The sequence below is a fragment of the Bradyrhizobium sp. GW821-FHT12B03 genome (genome assembly GCF_058807535.1).
This window is the reverse complement of the sequence record NZ_JBXAQU010000017.1, coordinates 130,780-146,147: the sequence shown is the minus strand read 5'-3', so window position 1 is coordinate 146,147 and position 15,368 is coordinate 130,780. Positions and strand designations below refer to the sequence as shown.

The window sequence follows — 15,368 nt, the reverse complement described above, 5'->3', positions numbered from 1 at the left end:
CCATGATCTCCCGATAAGCCGCGCGCCCGGACCGGGCGCCATAGGGAGAGACAACGCCGATGAATGCCCAGGCGCCAGCCTTGCAGGATCCCCGCCTCAACCGACCCGAGCCGTTCACGCCGCCGCTCGGCGACGGCGGCTTCTTCCAGCGCGACCGCTCCATCCATCCGCCCGCGCACGCACCCGGCTACAAATCCTCGGTGCTGCGCTCGCCGCGCCAGGCGCTGCTGTCGCTGGAGAATTCGGTCTCGGAGATCACGGGGCCGGTGTTCGGCCACAACGACCTCGGCCCGCTCGACAACGATCTGATCCGCAACTACGCCAAGGACGGCGACCCCGTCGGCGAGCGCATCATCGTCCACGGCCGCGTGCTGGACGAGACCGGCCGGGGCGTCCCGAACACGCTGGTCGAGTTCTGGCAGGCCAATGCCGGCGGACGCTACCGGCACAAGAAGGACACCTATCTGGCGCCGATCGATCCGAACTTCGGCGGCTGCGGTCGCGCGTTGACCGACGACACCGGCTATTACTATTTCCGCACCGTGAAGCCGGGGCCCTATCCCTGGCGCAACTACGTCAACAGCTGGCGTCCAGCCCACATCCATTTCTCGGTGTTCGGCTCCGGCTTTGCGCAGCGGCTGATCACCCAGATGTATTTCGAGGGCGATCCCCTCATCCCGGTCTGCCCGATCCTGACGACGATTCCGGATAAGGATGCGCTCGACCGCCTGGTCGCGCCGCTCGATCTCAACGCCTCGACGCCGTTCGATTCGCTTGCCTACCGTTTCGACATCGTCCTGCGCGGCCAGCGCTCCACCTATTTTGAAAATCGCACCGCGGGGAACTGAGCCCATGCCGCAGCCGCTCAACTATCTCAAGGAAACCGCCTCGCAGACCGCCGGACCGTACGTCCATATCGGCCTGATCCCGGCCATGGCCGGCTTCGACATCTTCGAGAAGAATTTTTCCAACGTGCTGGTGACGCCGAGCACCAAGGGCGAACGCATCACGCTGGAAGGCAAGGTGCTCGACGGCACCGGTACGCCGCTGCGCGACGTGCTGCTGGAAATCTGGCAGGCCAATGCGGCCGGCCGCTACAACCATTCGGCCGATCGCTCGGCCGGTGCGCTGGAGGACGAGTTTCGCGGCTGGGGCCGCGCCGGCTCCGACTTCGAGAGCGGCCTCGTCACCTTCGAGACCATCAAGCCCGGCGCGATCACCGACAAGGCGGGACGCAAATGCGCGCCGCACGTCAATGTCTGGGTCGTCGCGCGCGGCATCAACATCGGTCTCAACACGCGGCTCTATTTCTCGGATGAAGAGGCCGCCAATGCTGCCGACCCCGTGCTCAACCTGATCGAGCAGCCGACACGGCGCAAGACGTTGATCGCAACGCGCAGCGAGCGCGCCGGCAAGGCCGTGTATTCCTTCACGATCAATTTGCAGGGGCCGGACGAGACCGTGTTCTTCGACGTCTAGTTCATCCGGTTCGGCATGGATCGGTCCCATCGAAAGATGAGACCGATCCTGCCGTCGTGACGAAACTTGCGGTGCTGAGCCATGCCGGCGACGCGCCGGCTAGAATCCCATCGGCCCCACCGACCCGATCCAGTGCTTGACCTTGGTGGGATTCTTTTCGTCCATGTAAAAGAAATGGACCATCGTCGGTCGCGCCGGCGCAATGTTGGGATCGTCGAAGCGCATCGAGACCTCGCCGCGAAAGATCTTGAGCAGGGGGCTGTCCCAGTACTCGATGACGTCGTGGAGGGCGGTGAAGCCGCGGTCGATGAACTGCCGCAGATTGTTGCGGATCGTCTCGCGGCCGTGCCAGTCGGCGACGCCGAGATTGCAGATCGCGTCTTCGGCGAAGCAGTCGAAACCCTTGCCGAACGTCTTGTCGTCGATCTCTCTCCACATCGCGAGAAGCCATTCCGGCGGTGCGGTCTTGGTGAAGGTCTTCGTGCTCATCGTTTCCTCCTTGGGATGTGAGGCCTCGCGAACTAGCCGTTGGGCGTGACGATCCCGAGCCGCGTGGCCACCCGCCGGGCGGTCGCCTCCCGTTGTGCGGTGATGCCGGCGACCGCACGTCTGGCCTGGTCGAGGATGGCGCCGGGGGCACGCTCCGGTGTGCCGCTGTCGAACGGCGGTTCCGGTGCGTACTGCATGTAGAGCTGGATCGCGCGCGCCGCGTCGTCGCCGCGCAGCTCGGCGGCGAGCCGCAGGGCTCCGTCAATTCCGGCGGTAACCCCGGCGGCGAAGATCCAGCTGCCGTCGACCACGACCCGCTCGTTGACGGGGATGGCGCCGAACAGTGGCAGCAGGTGAAACGAGGCCCAATGGGTCGTCGCGCGCCGTCCCCGGAGCAGGCCCGCCGCCCCGAGCAGCAAGGCGCCGGTGCACACGGAAAATACGCTGCGTGCACCTGCGACCTGCCGTGCGATCCAGGCCAGGATCTCCTCGTTCTCCATCAGCGCTTCCTGGCCGAAGCCGCCCGGCACGTGCAGCACGTCGAGCTGGGGCGCTTCCGCGAGCGTCGCATCCGGCGTTAACCGCAGGCCTTTGACGTCGCGAACGGGTTCGGTCGTCCCGGCGTAGACGCGATAAGTCGCGTTCGGAATGCGCGACAGCACCTCGAAGGGGCCGGTCAGATCGATCTGGTCGAGGCCGTCGAACAACAGGGAGCCGATTTGCAGGTGCGTGTCATGCGGGATCATGGGTTTTGCTCTCAACTCGAAACTGGACAGCCGCAATCTAACCGGGCACGCTGTGGCGGTAATGCCAAAGTCCCCTCGTTTCCCGCCAAGTTCCGGTTCGCGCGCGGCTCGCCCCTCCGCTCGGGCCGGCGTCGTCCGTGTCATCGAAGTGCTGGCCTATCCGGCGGTGCAGTTGCTCGACGTGACGGGACCGCTCCAGGTGTTCGCCACCGCCAACGAGCAGGTGGTGCAGGCCGGCGGAACGCCGCCCTATGTGCTCCGCGTCGTGGCAAAGGATCGCTCGCGCGTGGCGGCTTCGTCGGGACTCGAAATCGCAGCGGAGCCGCTTCCGCGCGGCACCAGCGCGCTGGATACGCTGGTGGTCGCGGGTGGCCCGGGCGTTGACCTTGCCGCAGCGGATCCAGCGCTGGTCGATTGGCTGCGGCAGCGCGTGAGGAAGGCACGGCGCGTGGCCTCGGTCTGCACCGGAGCTTTCCTGCTCGGTGCATCGGGAGCGCTCGACGGACGGCGCGCGGTGACGCATTGGTCATACTGCACCGAGCTCGCGCGCCGCTTTCCGGCCGTGCGCGTCGAGGCCGATCCGATCTTCGTGCGCGACGGCGCGATCTGGACATCGGCGGGCGTGACGGCCGGTATCGACCTGGCGTTGGCCCTGGTCGAGGAGGATCTGGGCCGCACCGTGGCGCTCGCAGTGGCACGCTATCTCGTGGTCTTCCTGAAGCGGCCGGGCGGGCAGGCGCAGTTCAGCGAGGCGCTGTCGATGCAGTCCGCTGAGGATGAATTCGGCACGCTGCACGAATGGATCAGCCAGCATCTCTCCGGCGACCTGTCGCTATCCAGGTTGGCCCGTCAGGCTGGCATGAGCGAACGCAGTTTCAGCCGCCACTATGCCAGAGCAACCGGACTAACGCCGCTGCGCGCGATCGAGCGGCTGCGGGTAGAGGCTGCCCGGCGGATGCTGTCGGAGACGCGCCAGCCGGTGAAGCGGATATCCCAGCGCTGCGGCTTCGGCTCGGAGGAAACCATGCGCCGCAGCTTTCTGCGCGTGCTGGCCACCGCGCCGCAGGACTACCGTCGGAGGTTCAGCTCCTAGATCCGATTGGTCGAGGCTCTTATTCACCGCCATGGAGCCGGGCGCGAAAGCTGCGCGGAGACAGTCCCGTGGCCGCCGCATAGACCCGGCTGAAATAGGCGGGGTCCTCGAAGCCGAGCGCGTAGGCGATCGTCGAGACCGGCAGGTTGGTGTAGACGAGGTTGCGCCGCGCCTCGCGGATGAGCCGGTTGAGGATCAGGTGCGAGGCCGTGTCGCCGGTCGCCGCCCGCGTCACGCGGTTGAGGTGGGTCGGGGTGATCGACAGCGCATCAGCGTAGTCCGCGACGCTCCAGCGTTCCAGATGATGTTGCTCGAGCAGCACCTCGAAGCGGCGGAACAGGCCGGATTCGGCCGTGCCGTTGCCGCCGCTCTCGCCGGTGAGCGCGCGGGCCACCAGCCCGATCATGGCTGCCGACAAAGCGCGCAGCACATGCGCGCGGCCGAAATCGCGGGCGGCGTGTTCGGCGAAGATCTGCTTCATGGTGGCTCGGATCTGCGGGGTGCCGCGGACGACGGCCGATCGTGACAGGGCCCCGCGCAGGCCTTCGGCGGCGAGCAGCGCCTCGTCCAGAATCTCCGCCGCAATCGTCAGCACCCAGCCCTGGGTTTCGGGCACGAAGCGGAAGCCGTGGACGTGTCCGACCGGCACGTTGACGACCTGCATCGGCTTCAAGGGCACCACGCGTCCGTCGAGCGTCGCCTCGCCGCCGCCGCGTTCGATCAGCAGCACCTGGTGCAGCCGGGCATGGCGGTGCACGGCGAGGGTCCAGTCATGCAGCACGGAACGGGACGCAATCGTCTCGCAATGCACGACGTCGGGCAGGTCGCCGGACTCGCCGAACAGGTTGTAGACGCGGATCGCGGGGGCAGGGGCTGCGCTTCTCATGTTCGAATAGTACAAGACAAAGGCGAAACCCTCCATCGGATTGCGCTGCAGAATCTGCAAAAAAGTTCCGACGGGAGGATGCAAAAATGAAAGTTCAGGTCTGTATCATCGGCGGTGGGCCGTCCGGGCTGCTGTTGTCCCAGCTGCTGCACCTGAAGGGGATCGACACGGTCGTGCTGGAGAAATACAGCCGCGACCACGTGCTGGCCCGGATCCGCGCCGGCGTGCTCGAGCACGGTTTTGCAAAACTGATGCGCGAGGCGCAATGCGGCGAGCGGATGGACCGCGAGGGCGAGGTCCACAGGGGCTTCGAGATCGCCCATGACGGCGTGCTCTCCCAGATCGATCTGCACAAGCATTCCGGCGGCAATTCGGTGCTGGTCTACGGCCAGACCGAGCTGACGCGCGACCTCTACGAGGCGCGCGACCGTCTCGGCGGCAAGGTCGTGCACAATGCGCAGGATGTGACGCCGCATGATCTGGCGTCGGACCGCCCTTACGTGACGTACCGCTCGAACGACGAGATCATTCGCGTCGATTGCGACTACATCGTCGGCGCCGACGGCTTCCACGGCGTCAGTCGCAAGTCGATTCCGAAGGACGTGCTGCGCGAATACGAAAAGGTCTATCCGTTTGGTTGGCTAGGGGTGCTGTCGCGCACCAGGCCGGTGTCGCCCGAGCTGATCTATGCGAAGCACGAGCGCGGCTTTGCGCTCTGTTCGCTGCGTTCGCAGGTGTTGAGCCGCTACTACATCCAGGTGCCGCTCACCGACAAGGTCGAGGACTGGAGCGACGACGCGTTCTGGGCCGAGCTGAAGCGCCGCCTGCCCGGCGAGGTCGCTGGCCGCCTGATCACGGGGCCCTCGATCGAAAAAAGCATCGCGCCATTGCGCAGCTTCGTCGCCGAACCGATGAGCTATGGCCGCCTGTTCCTCGCCGGCGATGCCGCCCACATCGTGCCGCCGACCGGCGCGCGCGGGCTGAACAGCGCCGCGTCCGACATCTACTATCTCTACCACGCCATGCTCGCGCATTATCAGAGTGGCGATGATTCCGGCCTCAAGGGCTATTCCGCCAAGGCACTGGCGCGGATCTGGAAGGCGCAGCGTTTCTCCTGGTGGATGACGATGCTGCTGCATCGTTTCCCCGACCGTCTCGACTACGAGGATCGGCTTCAGCAGACGGAGCTGGACTATCTGCTCTCGTCTGAGACGGCGCAGCGGCTGCTCGCGGAGAATTACGTGGGGTTGCCGTTCTAGCGAGGCGTGGTTTCGAAAGGCGTCGCGACGCTCCGCTACTTCCCTTCCAGGATGTTGACCGGCGTCCAATCCGACGGCGGTGGATTTGCGGCGAGCGCTTTCGCGCGCTTTCCAAATAGCGCTGAAGCTGGATCGCTCTCCGCCATTCGTCCGAACGCATCAGCCGCCTTCGCAAACTCCCGCGCACGCCAGCGCGCAAGCCCTTCCGCATATGCTGCGGCGGCCTTCGTCTGCTCGGTGTTCTCCGCGCCCTTCTCCGCAAGCGGCTCGAATACCTTGATTGCCTCACCGCGCCCCATCACCTTGATGGCGTCGAGCTCGCGCCAGGCGAAAGTGTCGCCGGTTTGCGCGACCGTCGTTTCCGAGGCCATGATGGCGGTGCCGTAATATTTGTTGGCGCCTTCGAGCCGCGAGGCAACGTTCACGGTGTCGCTCATCACGGTGTAGTTGAAGCGGCGGCGGGAGCCGATATTGCCGACCACGGCTTCGCCGCTGTTGAGCCCGATGCGGTGCGACAGGTCGCGACCGGCGAAGGCGGCGTTGTTGGCGTTGAGGTCCGCCAGCTTTTCGTGGCACTTCAGCGCCGCGCGGACGGCATTGCGCGCGTGGGCGGGATCGTCAGCCGGCGCACCGAACATGGCGACGATGGAGTCTCCGATATATTTGTCGACATAGCCGCCATGGCCTTCGATGATGTCGGTCATGGCGGAGAGATATTCGTTCATCAGCGTGACCAGCTCGCCCGGCGTCATCGTCTCGGCGATGGACGAGAAGCCGCTGAGGTCGGAGAATAGCATGGTGACGTTGCGCATCTCGCCGCCGAGCGCCGGCATCTTGCCCGAAGCCACCATGGTGTCGATGACCTCAGGCGCGAGATAGAAGGCAAAGCTCTTGCGCAGGAAGCGCTCGTCGCGATCGGCCAGCATGAAGCGGTAGCCGATCATCATCGCGAGCGCGGCCAGGCTCGCGAGCGCGGGCTCGGTCAGGGGTAGCGCCAGTGCGTGCACGAACGCGCCGACGGCCGCAGCGGCGTAAACGGCGGTGAGGGCGAACCAGACGATCACCGCGCCGCCGGGGGCGAGCATGCTGGCTGCGCAGGCGACGATTGCTGCGAGCACGATCGTGAGAATGGTCCGCGCCGGAAAGCCGAGCTCGGTCACGGCATCGCGCTCGATCAGGTTTCGGACCGCAGTGGCATGCACGAAGACGCCGGCGATGTCGCTGCGAGCCTTCTGTGCGGTGCCCGCCGGGGCGGGCAGGGCGCATCGCGGCGCCGGCGTGCCGTCGTATCCGCCCGACAGGCGCATCGAAGTGAGCTTGCGGTCCTCGAAATTGAGGACGGTGCCGAGCAGCACGACCTTGCCCTCGAAGGCGCGGCGGAAGAAGTCGTGGTCGCCTTTCTCGACGCAGGCGCGCAGGTCGGCGAAGGAATAGGCTGGAATGTCGCGGCCCATGCCGCGGAAATTCAGGCTCAGTGTGTTTGGAACGGCGCTCGGGATGGCATAGCCCGACAATCCCGACACGCCGGATGGCCTGGTTTCCAGTGTTGCGCCGAGTGCACGCGCGGCAAGCTCGAGCGCCATCGCAGGAACCGGCTTGCCGTCGATGGAAAAGCTCAGCGGCATTCGGCGGATCACGTCGTCGGTGTCGGTATGGACGTTGAGGGAGCGGACAGTGTTTTTCACCGCAAGTCGCTGTGCGGGGTAAGGCGCGTCGGGATGGTCGTTGCTCAGGATCTCGCCGAGGACCAGTTTGCCGCTGTCGGAAAGCTTCCGTAGGGCGATGAGATAGTCCCGGTCGAAACCTCTCATACGGCCGCCGAGCGGCGCGTCGCCAAACGGAATCTCCGACTGCTCGATCGAGCTCGGAAAGATGACGTCGAAGCCGATCACCTTGGCGCCGCCGTCGGTAATGCTGCCGAGCACCCGGGCGATCTCGCGCGTCCAGGTCTGCGTCGGCGATCCCTTGAAGGGCGGGGTGTCGTAGGTCTCACCGTCGATCGCAACCACGACGACCGGCGACGTCGCGGGATCGCGGCGGTCGCCGACCAGCCTGCCGCGCATGGCGGTGAGGATGTCGAGCGACAGACCTTGCAGTGTGTGGAGTGGCGGCGATGTGAAGACAGCGCCAGCGAGGAGCGCAATCAGGATCGCTGCAACGATGTCCCGCTTTCCAAGCCGCCGCATCGCCCCGTCGCAGGCCGCCTATTCGAGCCGCAGCAGGCGGCCGACGATCGGCGTCGGCGAGGACGTGGCACTGGCATCGACCTGGAAGGCGTAGCGCTTGGCGCCGAGAATGGCGAGATAGCTGCCGCCCGGGGTCAGAGACTTCCCGGCCTTGGCAAAGTCATAGAACTTGCCGCCGATCATGGTTTCGTTCCTGAGCGGCACGGTGATCGTGGCTTCCTTGCCGTCGGTGCGCTCGATCACCAGCGTGCTGCCGCTCTTGGCCTGCACCAGCGGTGCGACGCCATAGATCGTCGGCAGCTTGGCCGGCGCGCTCTTCGTGTCGGACCGCATGGTGCGGAACGTGGTGGCAGCGCTCTGGTTGGCTTCGCGCTCGGACAGTTTTGCGGCATTGGTATCGCAGGGCACCTTCTCCCGCTTGACCTCGCCGAGCTGCACGGTGCTTTGTTCCGCGCCGACCAGGACGACGCCTTCGCTGATCGTCTCGCGCAGGCAGGATTTGAGATAGCTGAGCGTGACGCTCGCCTTCGGGCCGAGCTTGATGATCTTGCCCGGCGCCACATAGTCCATGAACTCGATGCCGTCGACCTTGCCCTGGACGTCCTCGACGATCGCGGCCGGGGTTTCCGCCAGAGCGGGGGCCGCAACACAGAACGCGCCGACAACGGCGCCGATCAGGCTTCTCATGGGTATTCTCATCCAATTCGACCGATACTCTGCCGGTCCCCGTCCTGGTCCGATGCATAGCAGCGGAGCGCCCAGGCAAGTGTGACCGGAATCACCCTCAGATATTGGTCCACTCTATCAGGAACAGGTTCAAACCGGCGACTGGAGAAAATGGAGCCGTGGCAAGCTGTTGCCGGGATAGGCGATCTCAGGCGGCCGGAATGGCCTCCGGCGGACGGTCTTCGAGCGGACGGCTCTCGACGGTCGTTTCTCCAGCAGGAGCAAGTGCAGCTTCGGTCTTCTGAAAGGGCGTCGCCTGCAGTCCGGCGGCAATCTCCACGACCTCGTCCCAGCGCGACAGAAAGGCCGCGACGCAGGCCGGGTCGAACTGCCGTCCCTGGTTCTCGACCAGGTAATCCCGTGCCACCTCGAGCGGCATCGGCTCTTTATATGGCCGCCGCGTCGTCAGCGCGTCGAAGACGTCGGCGACCGCAACGACGCGCGCGGCAACCGGGATCTCGTCCGTCTTGAGGCCGTTCGGATAGCCCGCGCCGTCCCAGCGCTCGTGATGGCCTGCGGCAATTTGTGCACCGAGCTGGATCAGCTCGCAGCCGGAGTCCGCCAGAATACGAGCGCCGATCGTGGCGTGGGTGCGGATCACCGCCATCTCCTCATCGGTCAGCCGGCCGGGCTTGAGCAGGATGTTGTCGGGAATGGCGACCTTGCCGACGTCGTGCAGCGGCGCGGCGAGATAGATGTCGCGGCAGAGCCGGGCCGGCAGGCCGAGCTGCTCGGCGATGATGCGGCTGTAGCGGGCGACCCGCAGGGCGTGCTCGCCGGTGTCGTTGTCGCGGTATTCGACCGCGAGCGCGAGCCGCAGGATGATCTCTTCCTCGCGCTCGCCGAGCTTGCGTGTCGCGGCTGCAACTTCGCTGGCCAGATGGGCGGCGCGATCGTTGAGCTTGCGTACGGCTGCACCAAGCTGAATCAAATTCCGCAAACGCACCGTCATCTCGACGCTCTGCGGCGCCTTGGGCAGGAAATCGGTTGCACCGGCCTGCAGCGCTTCCATCTTCACGTCATCGGTCTGCCGCGACGTGATCATCGCGATCGGGATGTCGGCGCAGCCGGGAAGGGTGCGGAGCATGCGGATGAAGCTGATGCCGTCCATGTGCGGCATCTCGTAGTCGACCAGCACGAGGTCGAAGACCCGCTCCCGCGCGCAGGCCAGCGCGTCCACGGGATCGAGGAAGGTGGTGGCCTCGACCAGACCTTCCGCCTCGATGTGACGTTTCAGGAAGTTGAGGACGGAGCGGCTGTCGTCAACAAGAAGCGCTTGGGTCAGCATCGGCGGCCGGGGCTCTCTTCGCTGGCAAGGGCAAGAACCCACTGCATAACCCGAGCGAATTTAACGCGAAGCAAATGCGCCGCGCATGCATACGCCTGCGCGGATATGCGCGTCTCGCATGAGATTTCAGCAGGCTATGCACGGTTGCATGCAGTCACGGGAAGTCCTTGGGAATGTGACCCGTAGTTGTACGGAGCTCTCCGTTAGGGGTTTGCTCACTTGATTCACGTCAAACGAGTATCGGAATTTTGCAAGGCGGGGACAGCGATGGCGCTCAATCCGACGGAGCCGAAGTGGTCGTTGCGGTTACCCGCCGATTGCAGCATCGCGGCCATTCGCAGCGTCTATGATCTCATTCGCGAGGCGTTCGGTCGCCAGGAGCGGCTCGAGATCGATTGCTCCAGCGTCGACAAGGCCGACGTGACTTCGATCCAGCTTCTGCTGTCGACCGCCAGGACGGGCGAGGCCCAGGGCCGCCCGGTGGTGCTCACCGCATTCTCCCAGTCTCTGCGCAACACCCTTCGCCGCGCCGGCTTCGCCAGCGATGCGATGATCGATCAGCATTTCCCGCAAAAGAAAGATGGCACCTAATGGCCACGATTCTCACGGTCGACGACTCCCCCAGCATTCGGCAAATGATCAAGGTCGTGCTCGAGCCGGCCGGCCATAACGTGATCGAGGCCGGTGACGGCGCGCAAGGGCTCGCCAAGGCCCAGGCCGGCAAGCTCGACCTCGTCATCACCGACCTCAACATGCCCGTCATGAACGGGCTGGACCTGATCCGGGCCCTGCGCAAGCTGCCGAGCGCGGTCGGCATGCCCATCGTGTTCCTGACCACTGAATCCAACGACACGGTGAAGCAGGAGGCCAAGAGCGCCGGCGCTACCGGATGGATCACCAAACCGTTCAAGCCCGAGCAGTTGCTCGCCGTCGTCGGTAAGTTGGTGCGTGCATGAGTGCGATGGACCCGACAGAGGTCTTTCGCCAGGAAGCCAGCGAGCTGTTCGAGGTCCTTGAAGGGGCCCTGCTCGATCTCGGCCAGCGTCCCGACGACCGCGAACTGGTCGATTCCGCTTTCCGCGCCCTGCATACGATCAAGGGTTCGGGCGCCATGTTCGGCTTCGACAAGGTCGCCTCCTTCACCCACGAATTCGAGACCGCCTTCGATCGCGTCCGCAAGGGCGAGATCAAGCCGACGCAGGAACTGATCTCGGTCGCGCTCGCCGCCAAGGATTATATCCGTGCGCTGATCGAGGATCCCCAGTCGACCGACGACGTCATCGGCGAAGCCATCCTCGACGACCTCAAGCGCTTTGTCTCGTCCGACCAGCCTGTTGCGGCCGCCGAGATCACGGAGGCGCGGGCTCCGAGCGAGAGCAAGCAGGCCGGCTGGCACCTGTATCTGGAATTCGATTCCCATATCCTGCGTAACGGCTCGAACCCGCTGGACCTGCTGGAAGACCTCTGCAAGCTCGGCCCCTGCTTCGTCGTGCCGGTTACCGACGGCATCCCTTTCCTCGACGAGATGGAGCCGGAAGACTGTTATTTGAAGTGGGACGTCAAGCTGCACGCGGTCTGCGGCAAGGACGCGATCGACGACGTCTTCATGTTCGTCTCGGATGAGATGAAGCTGACGCTCTCGCCGCTTGAGCAGCTCGAAGCGCCCGCGCCGATGCCGTTGTTTCAGCTCCTCGACGAGGAGCGGGCTCCTGCGGCTGAGGTGCCTGCGCCGGTGGTCGAGGTTGCCGCGCCGCCCGCCGCAAAGGCGGAACCCAAATCTGAATCGAGGCCGGAGCCCAAATCCGAATCAAAGCCCGAGGCCAAGCGCGATGATCGCGGCATCGCCACCGTCCGCGTTCAGGCCGAGCGTCTCGACGAACTGATGGACCGCGTTGGCGAGCTCGTCATCGCCCAGGCCCGGCTGACCCAGCTCGCATCTTCCGGCTCCGACCTCTCGATCAAGATGATCGCCGAGGAGATCGAGCGCCTCGCCTCCTCCTTGCGCGACACCACGATGGGCGCGCGCATGGTGCCGATCGGTTCGCTGTTCGGCCGTTTCCGCCGCCTGATCCACGATCTGTCGCGCGATCTGTCGAAGCCGGTCGAGTTCGTCACGACGGGCGAGGATACCGAGCTCGACAAGACCATGATCGAGTGCCTGGCCGATCCGCTGGTGCATCTGATCCGCAACGCCATCGACCACGGCATCGAGGACACCGCAACGCGCGCTGCCAACGGCAAGACCGAGCAGGGCCGGATCGAGCTCGCCGCCGTTCATTCCGGCGCGCAGGTGCTCGTGACGGTGAAGGACAATGGCGGTGGCCTCAACACTGCGCGCATCCGTGCCAAGGCGGAAGAGCAGGGCCTTATTGCGGCCGGCGCCGTGCTGACCGATCACGAGATCCACCAGTTCCTGTTCCACCCCGGCTTCTCGACCGCGCAGACCATCTCGGCGCTGTCCGGCCGCGGTGTCGGCATGGACGTGGTCAAGCGGACCATCGAGAACATGCGCGGCACGATCGACCTGTCGACCAAGCCGGGCCAGGGCACCACCGTGACGCTGCGCCTGCCCTTGACGCTCGCGATCATCGAAGGGCTCCTGATCCGTGTCGGCGAAGGCCGCTACATCATTCCGCTGTCGGCGGTGGAGGAATGCGTCGAGCTGACGGCCGAGGACGAGCGCTCCCGCGGTCGCAATTTCCTCAACGTGCGCGGCAACCTCGTCCCGTTCCTGCGCCTGCGCGAGATCATGTCGTCGTCGGGTGCGCCCGACCGGCACCAGAAGACGATCATCATCTCGACCGGCGAGAGCCGCGTCGGCCTCGTCGCCGACCAGATCATCGGCAACCACCAGACCGTGATCAAGTCGCTCTCCAAGCTGCATTCCGACGTCACGATCTTCTCCGGCGCGACCATCCTGGGTGACGGCACGGCGGCGCTGATCCTCGACGTCGCGCAGCTCGTCGCGCTGGCGCAGTCGAAGGTCGAGAAGCAGCACATCAGCGAGGCGGCGTGATGAACGATGGCTTGACCGGCGAGCATCAGGCGGGCGCGATGCAGGTCGTGATGATCGGGCTCGGCGAGGAGAAGTTCGCACTCGACGCGGGCCTCGTGCGCGAGATCATCGATCCCGTGCCGGTAACCAAGGTCGCCGGCGCACGTGCCTTCGTTCCGAGCGTGATCAACGTGCGCGGCAACGTCATTCCGCTTGCGGACCTGCGCATCCGCTTCGGCATGCCGCAGCTCGATGATTCGGCCGATACGCGCATCGTCGTCATCGAGATCGAGCTCGACGGCGAGCCCGTTCTGGTCGGCGTCACCGCCGACAAGGTCTACGAGGTCACGGAGATCTCGCAGACCGACGTGCAGCAGACACCGCGCGTCGGCATGCACTGGAAGCCGGAGTTCATTCGCTTCATCGCCAAGTGGCGTGAAGAGTTCGTCATCGTTCCCAACATGGAACGCATTCTGAATTGAAATGAGGTCTCGGCGAGACTGGGGTAGGGGCTGGAAATGAGATTTACTGTCAAGGCAAAGCTGGCCAGCGCGTTCGGTGTGGTCCTGTTGCTCTCGATGGCCGCGGGCGGTCTCGCCTATGTGAAGCTGAGCGAGATGATCGACACCGCGGATAATCTGGTGTCGCGCGCCGGCCGGATGGATCGCGCGGCGGAAATCGAGAAGGGCATCCTGCTCCAGGTTCGCGCCGAGAAGAACCTCCTTCTCGCGCCCGATGGGGAAGCGGATCGCTTTGTCGCCGAGATCGCCAAGCAACGCGAGACGCTCCTGAGGCTGAAAGAAGAGATCCACGCTCAGGCCTCCGTGGAAGGCAAGAAGCTGCTCGACAATTTCGGCGCGGCCTACGCCCGGATGAACGCTGCTCAGGACGAGGCCCTCAAGACGGCCCGGACCGACAAGGCGAAGGCCACCGAGCGCTCCACGACCGAGGTTCGCAAGGCGGTCGGAGAGGCGATGGAAGCCGCCAACGTCTACGTGACGAACGTCAAGAAGAACATGGCTGAGCAGGCCGCCATGGCCCACGAGGACGGTAATCGGGCCCACATGATGCTGATTTCGGCCGTGGTGGCGTCGCTTGCGATCGGCCTGATCGCGGCGATCTGGATATCGATGAGCATTTCCCGTGGCCTCGGCCGTGCGGTCGGCCTTGCTGGCGCGGTGGCGGGCGGCGATCTCAGCCAGACGATCAACGTCTCCAGCAATGACGAGATCGGCGATCTCGTCAAATCGCTGAACATGATGGTGGAAAAGCTTCGGCAGGTGGTCGAGGAGGCCCTGACCGCGGCACACAATGTCTCTGCCGGCAGCCAGGAGCTCTCCGCCAGCGCCGAGCAGCTCTCGCAGGGCGCGACCGAGCAAGCCTCGTCCGCCGAGGAAGCCTCATCCTCGATGGAGGAGATGGCCTCGAATGTGAAGCAGAACGCAGACAACGCCAACCAGACCGAGAAGATCGCGGCGCAGTCGGCCAAGGATGCCGAGGCTAGCGGCACCGCTGTCGGCCGCGCTGTCGAGGCGATGCAGACCATCGCCGCGAAGATCACGATCGTGCAGGAGATCGCACGCCAGACCGACTTGCTCGCGCTCAACGCAGCGGTCGAGGCCGCGCGCGCCGGTGAGCACGGCAAGGGTTTTGCGGTCGTCGCTTCCGAAGTGCGCAAGCTCGCCGAGCGCAGCCAGGCGGCTGCCGCCGAGATCGGCACGCTCTCGACCGAGAGCGTGAAGGTCGCGCAGGAAGCAGGCTCCATGCTGTCCAAGCTCGTGCCCGACATCAAGAAGACCGCCGCGCTGGTCCAGGAGATCACCGCGGCATGCCGCGAGCAGGACGTCGGCTCCTCGCAGATCAACCAGGCGATCCAGCAGCTCGACAAGGTCGGCCAGCAGAATGCCAGCGCTTCCGAGCAGGTCTCCTCGACCTCGGAGGAGCTCGCTTCGCAGGCCGAGCAGCTCCAGTCGACCATCTCGTTCTTCCGCATCGAGCATGCCGGCCGCGGCGAGAGCGCCGCGCCCGCGCCGATCGACCGCGCCGTTACCCAGCTCCGCGCCAAGGCGGCGCACATGGCGGCGGCGGATCGCGGCGCAAGGAAGCCCGCGCTTGTCCGCAAGCCGACCCGTGCGATGAAAGTCGCCGGCGGCGGTGGCGGCTTCGCCTTCGACATGAATGATGGCGAAGACGACCGCGACGCCGAGTTCCAACGCTGAAG

15 protein-coding genes are annotated in these 15,368 nt (G+C 65.3%); 9 read left to right on the top strand and 6 right to left on the bottom strand.

Annotation, left to right across the window (positions count from 1 at the left end):
* The first annotated feature begins 59 nt into the window (after positions 1–59).
* Entirely contained in the window at positions 60–848 is a 789-nt protein-coding gene (pcaH, locus tag AC1RUR_RS28075) for a protocatechuate 3,4-dioxygenase subunit beta (protein ID WP_492850042.1), read from the top strand.
* A 4-nt stretch (positions 849–852) separates the two neighbouring features.
* A complete protein-coding gene (pcaG, locus tag AC1RUR_RS28070; protein ID WP_492850040.1) occupies positions 853–1,479 on the top strand; it encodes a protocatechuate 3,4-dioxygenase subunit alpha in 627 nt (208 codons plus the stop codon).
* Between the two features lie 99 nt (positions 1,480–1,578).
* On the opposite strand, the gene AC1RUR_RS28065 is transcribed toward pcaG, so the two are convergent.
* Both AC1RUR_RS28065 and AC1RUR_RS28060 read right to left on the bottom strand, forming a co-directional pair.
* Positions 1,579–1,968, bottom strand: coding sequence for a nuclear transport factor 2 family protein (locus AC1RUR_RS28065; protein ID WP_492850038.1), 390 nt, complete (start codon positions 1,966–1,968; stop codon positions 1,579–1,581).
* Positions 1,969–2,000: 32 nt separating this feature from the next.
* A complete protein-coding gene (locus AC1RUR_RS28060) occupies positions 2,001–2,714 on the bottom strand; it encodes a DJ-1/PfpI family protein (protein WP_492850036.1) in 714 nt (237 codons plus the stop codon).
* A 142-nt stretch (positions 2,715–2,856) separates the two neighbouring features.
* Here AC1RUR_RS28060 and AC1RUR_RS28055 point away from each other — a divergent pair, with 142 nt between their 5' ends.
* A complete protein-coding gene (locus AC1RUR_RS28055; RefSeq protein WP_492850112.1) occupies positions 2,857–3,807 on the top strand; it encodes a GlxA family transcriptional regulator in 951 nt (316 codons plus the stop codon).
* A gap of 19 nt (positions 3,808–3,826) precedes the next feature.
* Here the strand turns inward: AC1RUR_RS28055 and AC1RUR_RS28050 are convergent, their stop codons facing one another.
* The gene (locus AC1RUR_RS28050; protein WP_492850110.1) at positions 3,827–4,729 is read right to left on the bottom strand and encodes a helix-turn-helix domain-containing protein; all 903 of its coding nucleotides are present in this window, start codon (positions 4,727–4,729) and stop codon (positions 3,827–3,829) included.
* Positions 4,730–4,779: 50 nt separating this feature from the next.
* Between AC1RUR_RS28050 and pobA the strand changes: the two genes are divergently transcribed.
* Entirely contained in the window at positions 4,780–5,952 is a 1,173-nt protein-coding gene (gene pobA / locus AC1RUR_RS28045) for a 4-hydroxybenzoate 3-monooxygenase (protein ID WP_492850034.1), read from the top strand.
* 35 nt (positions 5,953–5,987) lie between these two features.
* Here pobA and AC1RUR_RS28040 read toward each other — a convergent pair whose 3' ends face one another.
* The 3 genes from AC1RUR_RS28040 to AC1RUR_RS28030 form a co-directional block, all read right to left on the bottom strand.
* The gene (locus AC1RUR_RS28040) at positions 5,988–8,138 is read right to left on the bottom strand and encodes a CHASE2 domain-containing protein (RefSeq protein ID WP_492850032.1); all 2,151 of its coding nucleotides are present in this window, start codon (positions 8,136–8,138) and stop codon (positions 5,988–5,990) included.
* 18 nt (positions 8,139–8,156) lie between these two features.
* Positions 8,157–8,825, bottom strand: a complete 669-nt coding sequence (locus AC1RUR_RS28035; RefSeq protein WP_492850030.1) for a hypothetical protein — start codon at positions 8,823–8,825, stop codon at positions 8,157–8,159.
* A 187-nt stretch (positions 8,826–9,012) separates the two neighbouring features.
* The gene (locus AC1RUR_RS28030; protein ID WP_492850029.1) at positions 9,013–10,152 is read right to left on the bottom strand and encodes a response regulator; all 1,140 of its coding nucleotides are present in this window, start codon (positions 10,150–10,152) and stop codon (positions 9,013–9,015) included.
* Positions 10,153–10,419: 267 nt separating this feature from the next.
* Here AC1RUR_RS28030 and AC1RUR_RS28025 point away from each other — a divergent pair, with 267 nt between their 5' ends.
* Genes AC1RUR_RS28025 through AC1RUR_RS28005 form a run of 5 tightly spaced genes read left to right on the top strand, consistent with a single transcriptional unit; the run spans position 10,420 to position 15,366 of the window.
* On the top strand, positions 10,420–10,743 hold the full coding sequence (locus AC1RUR_RS28025; protein ID WP_492850028.1) for an STAS domain-containing protein: 324 nt from the start codon (positions 10,420–10,422) through the stop codon (positions 10,741–10,743).
* Positions 10,743–11,108, top strand: a complete 366-nt coding sequence (locus AC1RUR_RS28020; RefSeq protein WP_492850027.1) for a response regulator — start codon at positions 10,743–10,745, stop codon at positions 11,106–11,108. The genes AC1RUR_RS28025 and AC1RUR_RS28020 overlap by 1 nt, the downstream gene beginning before the upstream one ends.
* Complete coding sequence (locus AC1RUR_RS28015; protein WP_492850026.1) at positions 11,105–13,168, top strand: chemotaxis protein CheA; 2,064 nt, start codon at positions 11,105–11,107, stop codon at positions 13,166–13,168. The genes AC1RUR_RS28020 and AC1RUR_RS28015 overlap by 4 nt, the downstream gene beginning before the upstream one ends.
* Positions 13,168–13,629 (top strand): chemotaxis protein CheW, encoded by a 462-nt coding sequence (locus tag AC1RUR_RS28010; protein ID WP_492850024.1) that lies wholly within the window; start codon positions 13,168–13,170, stop codon positions 13,627–13,629. Before AC1RUR_RS28015 ends, AC1RUR_RS28010 begins: the two co-directional genes overlap by 1 nt.
* A gap of 36 nt (positions 13,630–13,665) precedes the next feature.
* Positions 13,666–15,366, top strand: coding sequence for a methyl-accepting chemotaxis protein (locus AC1RUR_RS28005; RefSeq protein WP_492850023.1), 1,701 nt, complete (start codon positions 13,666–13,668; stop codon positions 15,364–15,366).
* Positions 15,367–15,368: the final 2 nt, after the last annotated feature.

What these genes read in the sequence shown, in the direction of transcription:
- pcaH (WP_492850042.1), top strand. Translation starts at nt 60, where the DNA reads ATGAATGCCCAGGCGCCAGCCTTGCAGGATCCCCGCCTCAACCGACCC.
- pcaG (WP_492850040.1), top strand. Translation starts at nt 853, where the DNA reads ATGCCGCAGCCGCTCAACTATCTCAAGGAAACCGCCTCGCAGACCGCC.
- AC1RUR_RS28065 (WP_492850038.1), bottom strand. Translation starts at nt 1,968, where the DNA reads ATGAGCACGAAGACCTTCACCAAGACCGCACCGCCGGAATGGCTTCTC.
- AC1RUR_RS28060 (WP_492850036.1), bottom strand. Translation starts at nt 2,714, where the DNA reads ATGATCCCGCATGACACGCACCTGCAAATCGGCTCCCTGTTGTTCGAC.
- AC1RUR_RS28050 (WP_492850110.1), bottom strand. Translation starts at nt 4,729, where the DNA reads ATGGAGGGTTTCGCCTTTGTCTTGTACTATTCGAACATGAGAAGCGCA.
- pobA (WP_492850034.1), top strand. Translation starts at nt 4,780, where the DNA reads ATGAAAGTTCAGGTCTGTATCATCGGCGGTGGGCCGTCCGGGCTGCTG.
- AC1RUR_RS28040 (WP_492850032.1), bottom strand. Translation starts at nt 8,138, where the DNA reads ATGCGGCGGCTTGGAAAGCGGGACATCGTTGCAGCGATCCTGATTGCG.
- AC1RUR_RS28035 (WP_492850030.1), bottom strand. Translation starts at nt 8,825, where the DNA reads ATGAGAAGCCTGATCGGCGCCGTTGTCGGCGCGTTCTGTGTTGCGGCC.
- AC1RUR_RS28030 (WP_492850029.1), bottom strand. Translation starts at nt 10,152, where the DNA reads ATGCTGACCCAAGCGCTTCTTGTTGACGACAGCCGCTCCGTCCTCAAC.
- AC1RUR_RS28025 (WP_492850028.1), top strand. Translation starts at nt 10,420, where the DNA reads ATGGCGCTCAATCCGACGGAGCCGAAGTGGTCGTTGCGGTTACCCGCC.
- AC1RUR_RS28020 (WP_492850027.1), top strand. Translation starts at nt 10,743, where the DNA reads ATGGCCACGATTCTCACGGTCGACGACTCCCCCAGCATTCGGCAAATG.
- AC1RUR_RS28015 (WP_492850026.1), top strand. Translation starts at nt 11,105, where the DNA reads ATGAGTGCGATGGACCCGACAGAGGTCTTTCGCCAGGAAGCCAGCGAG.
- AC1RUR_RS28010 (WP_492850024.1), top strand. Translation starts at nt 13,168, where the DNA reads ATGAACGATGGCTTGACCGGCGAGCATCAGGCGGGCGCGATGCAGGTC.
- AC1RUR_RS28005 (WP_492850023.1), top strand. Translation starts at nt 13,666, where the DNA reads ATGAGATTTACTGTCAAGGCAAAGCTGGCCAGCGCGTTCGGTGTGGTC.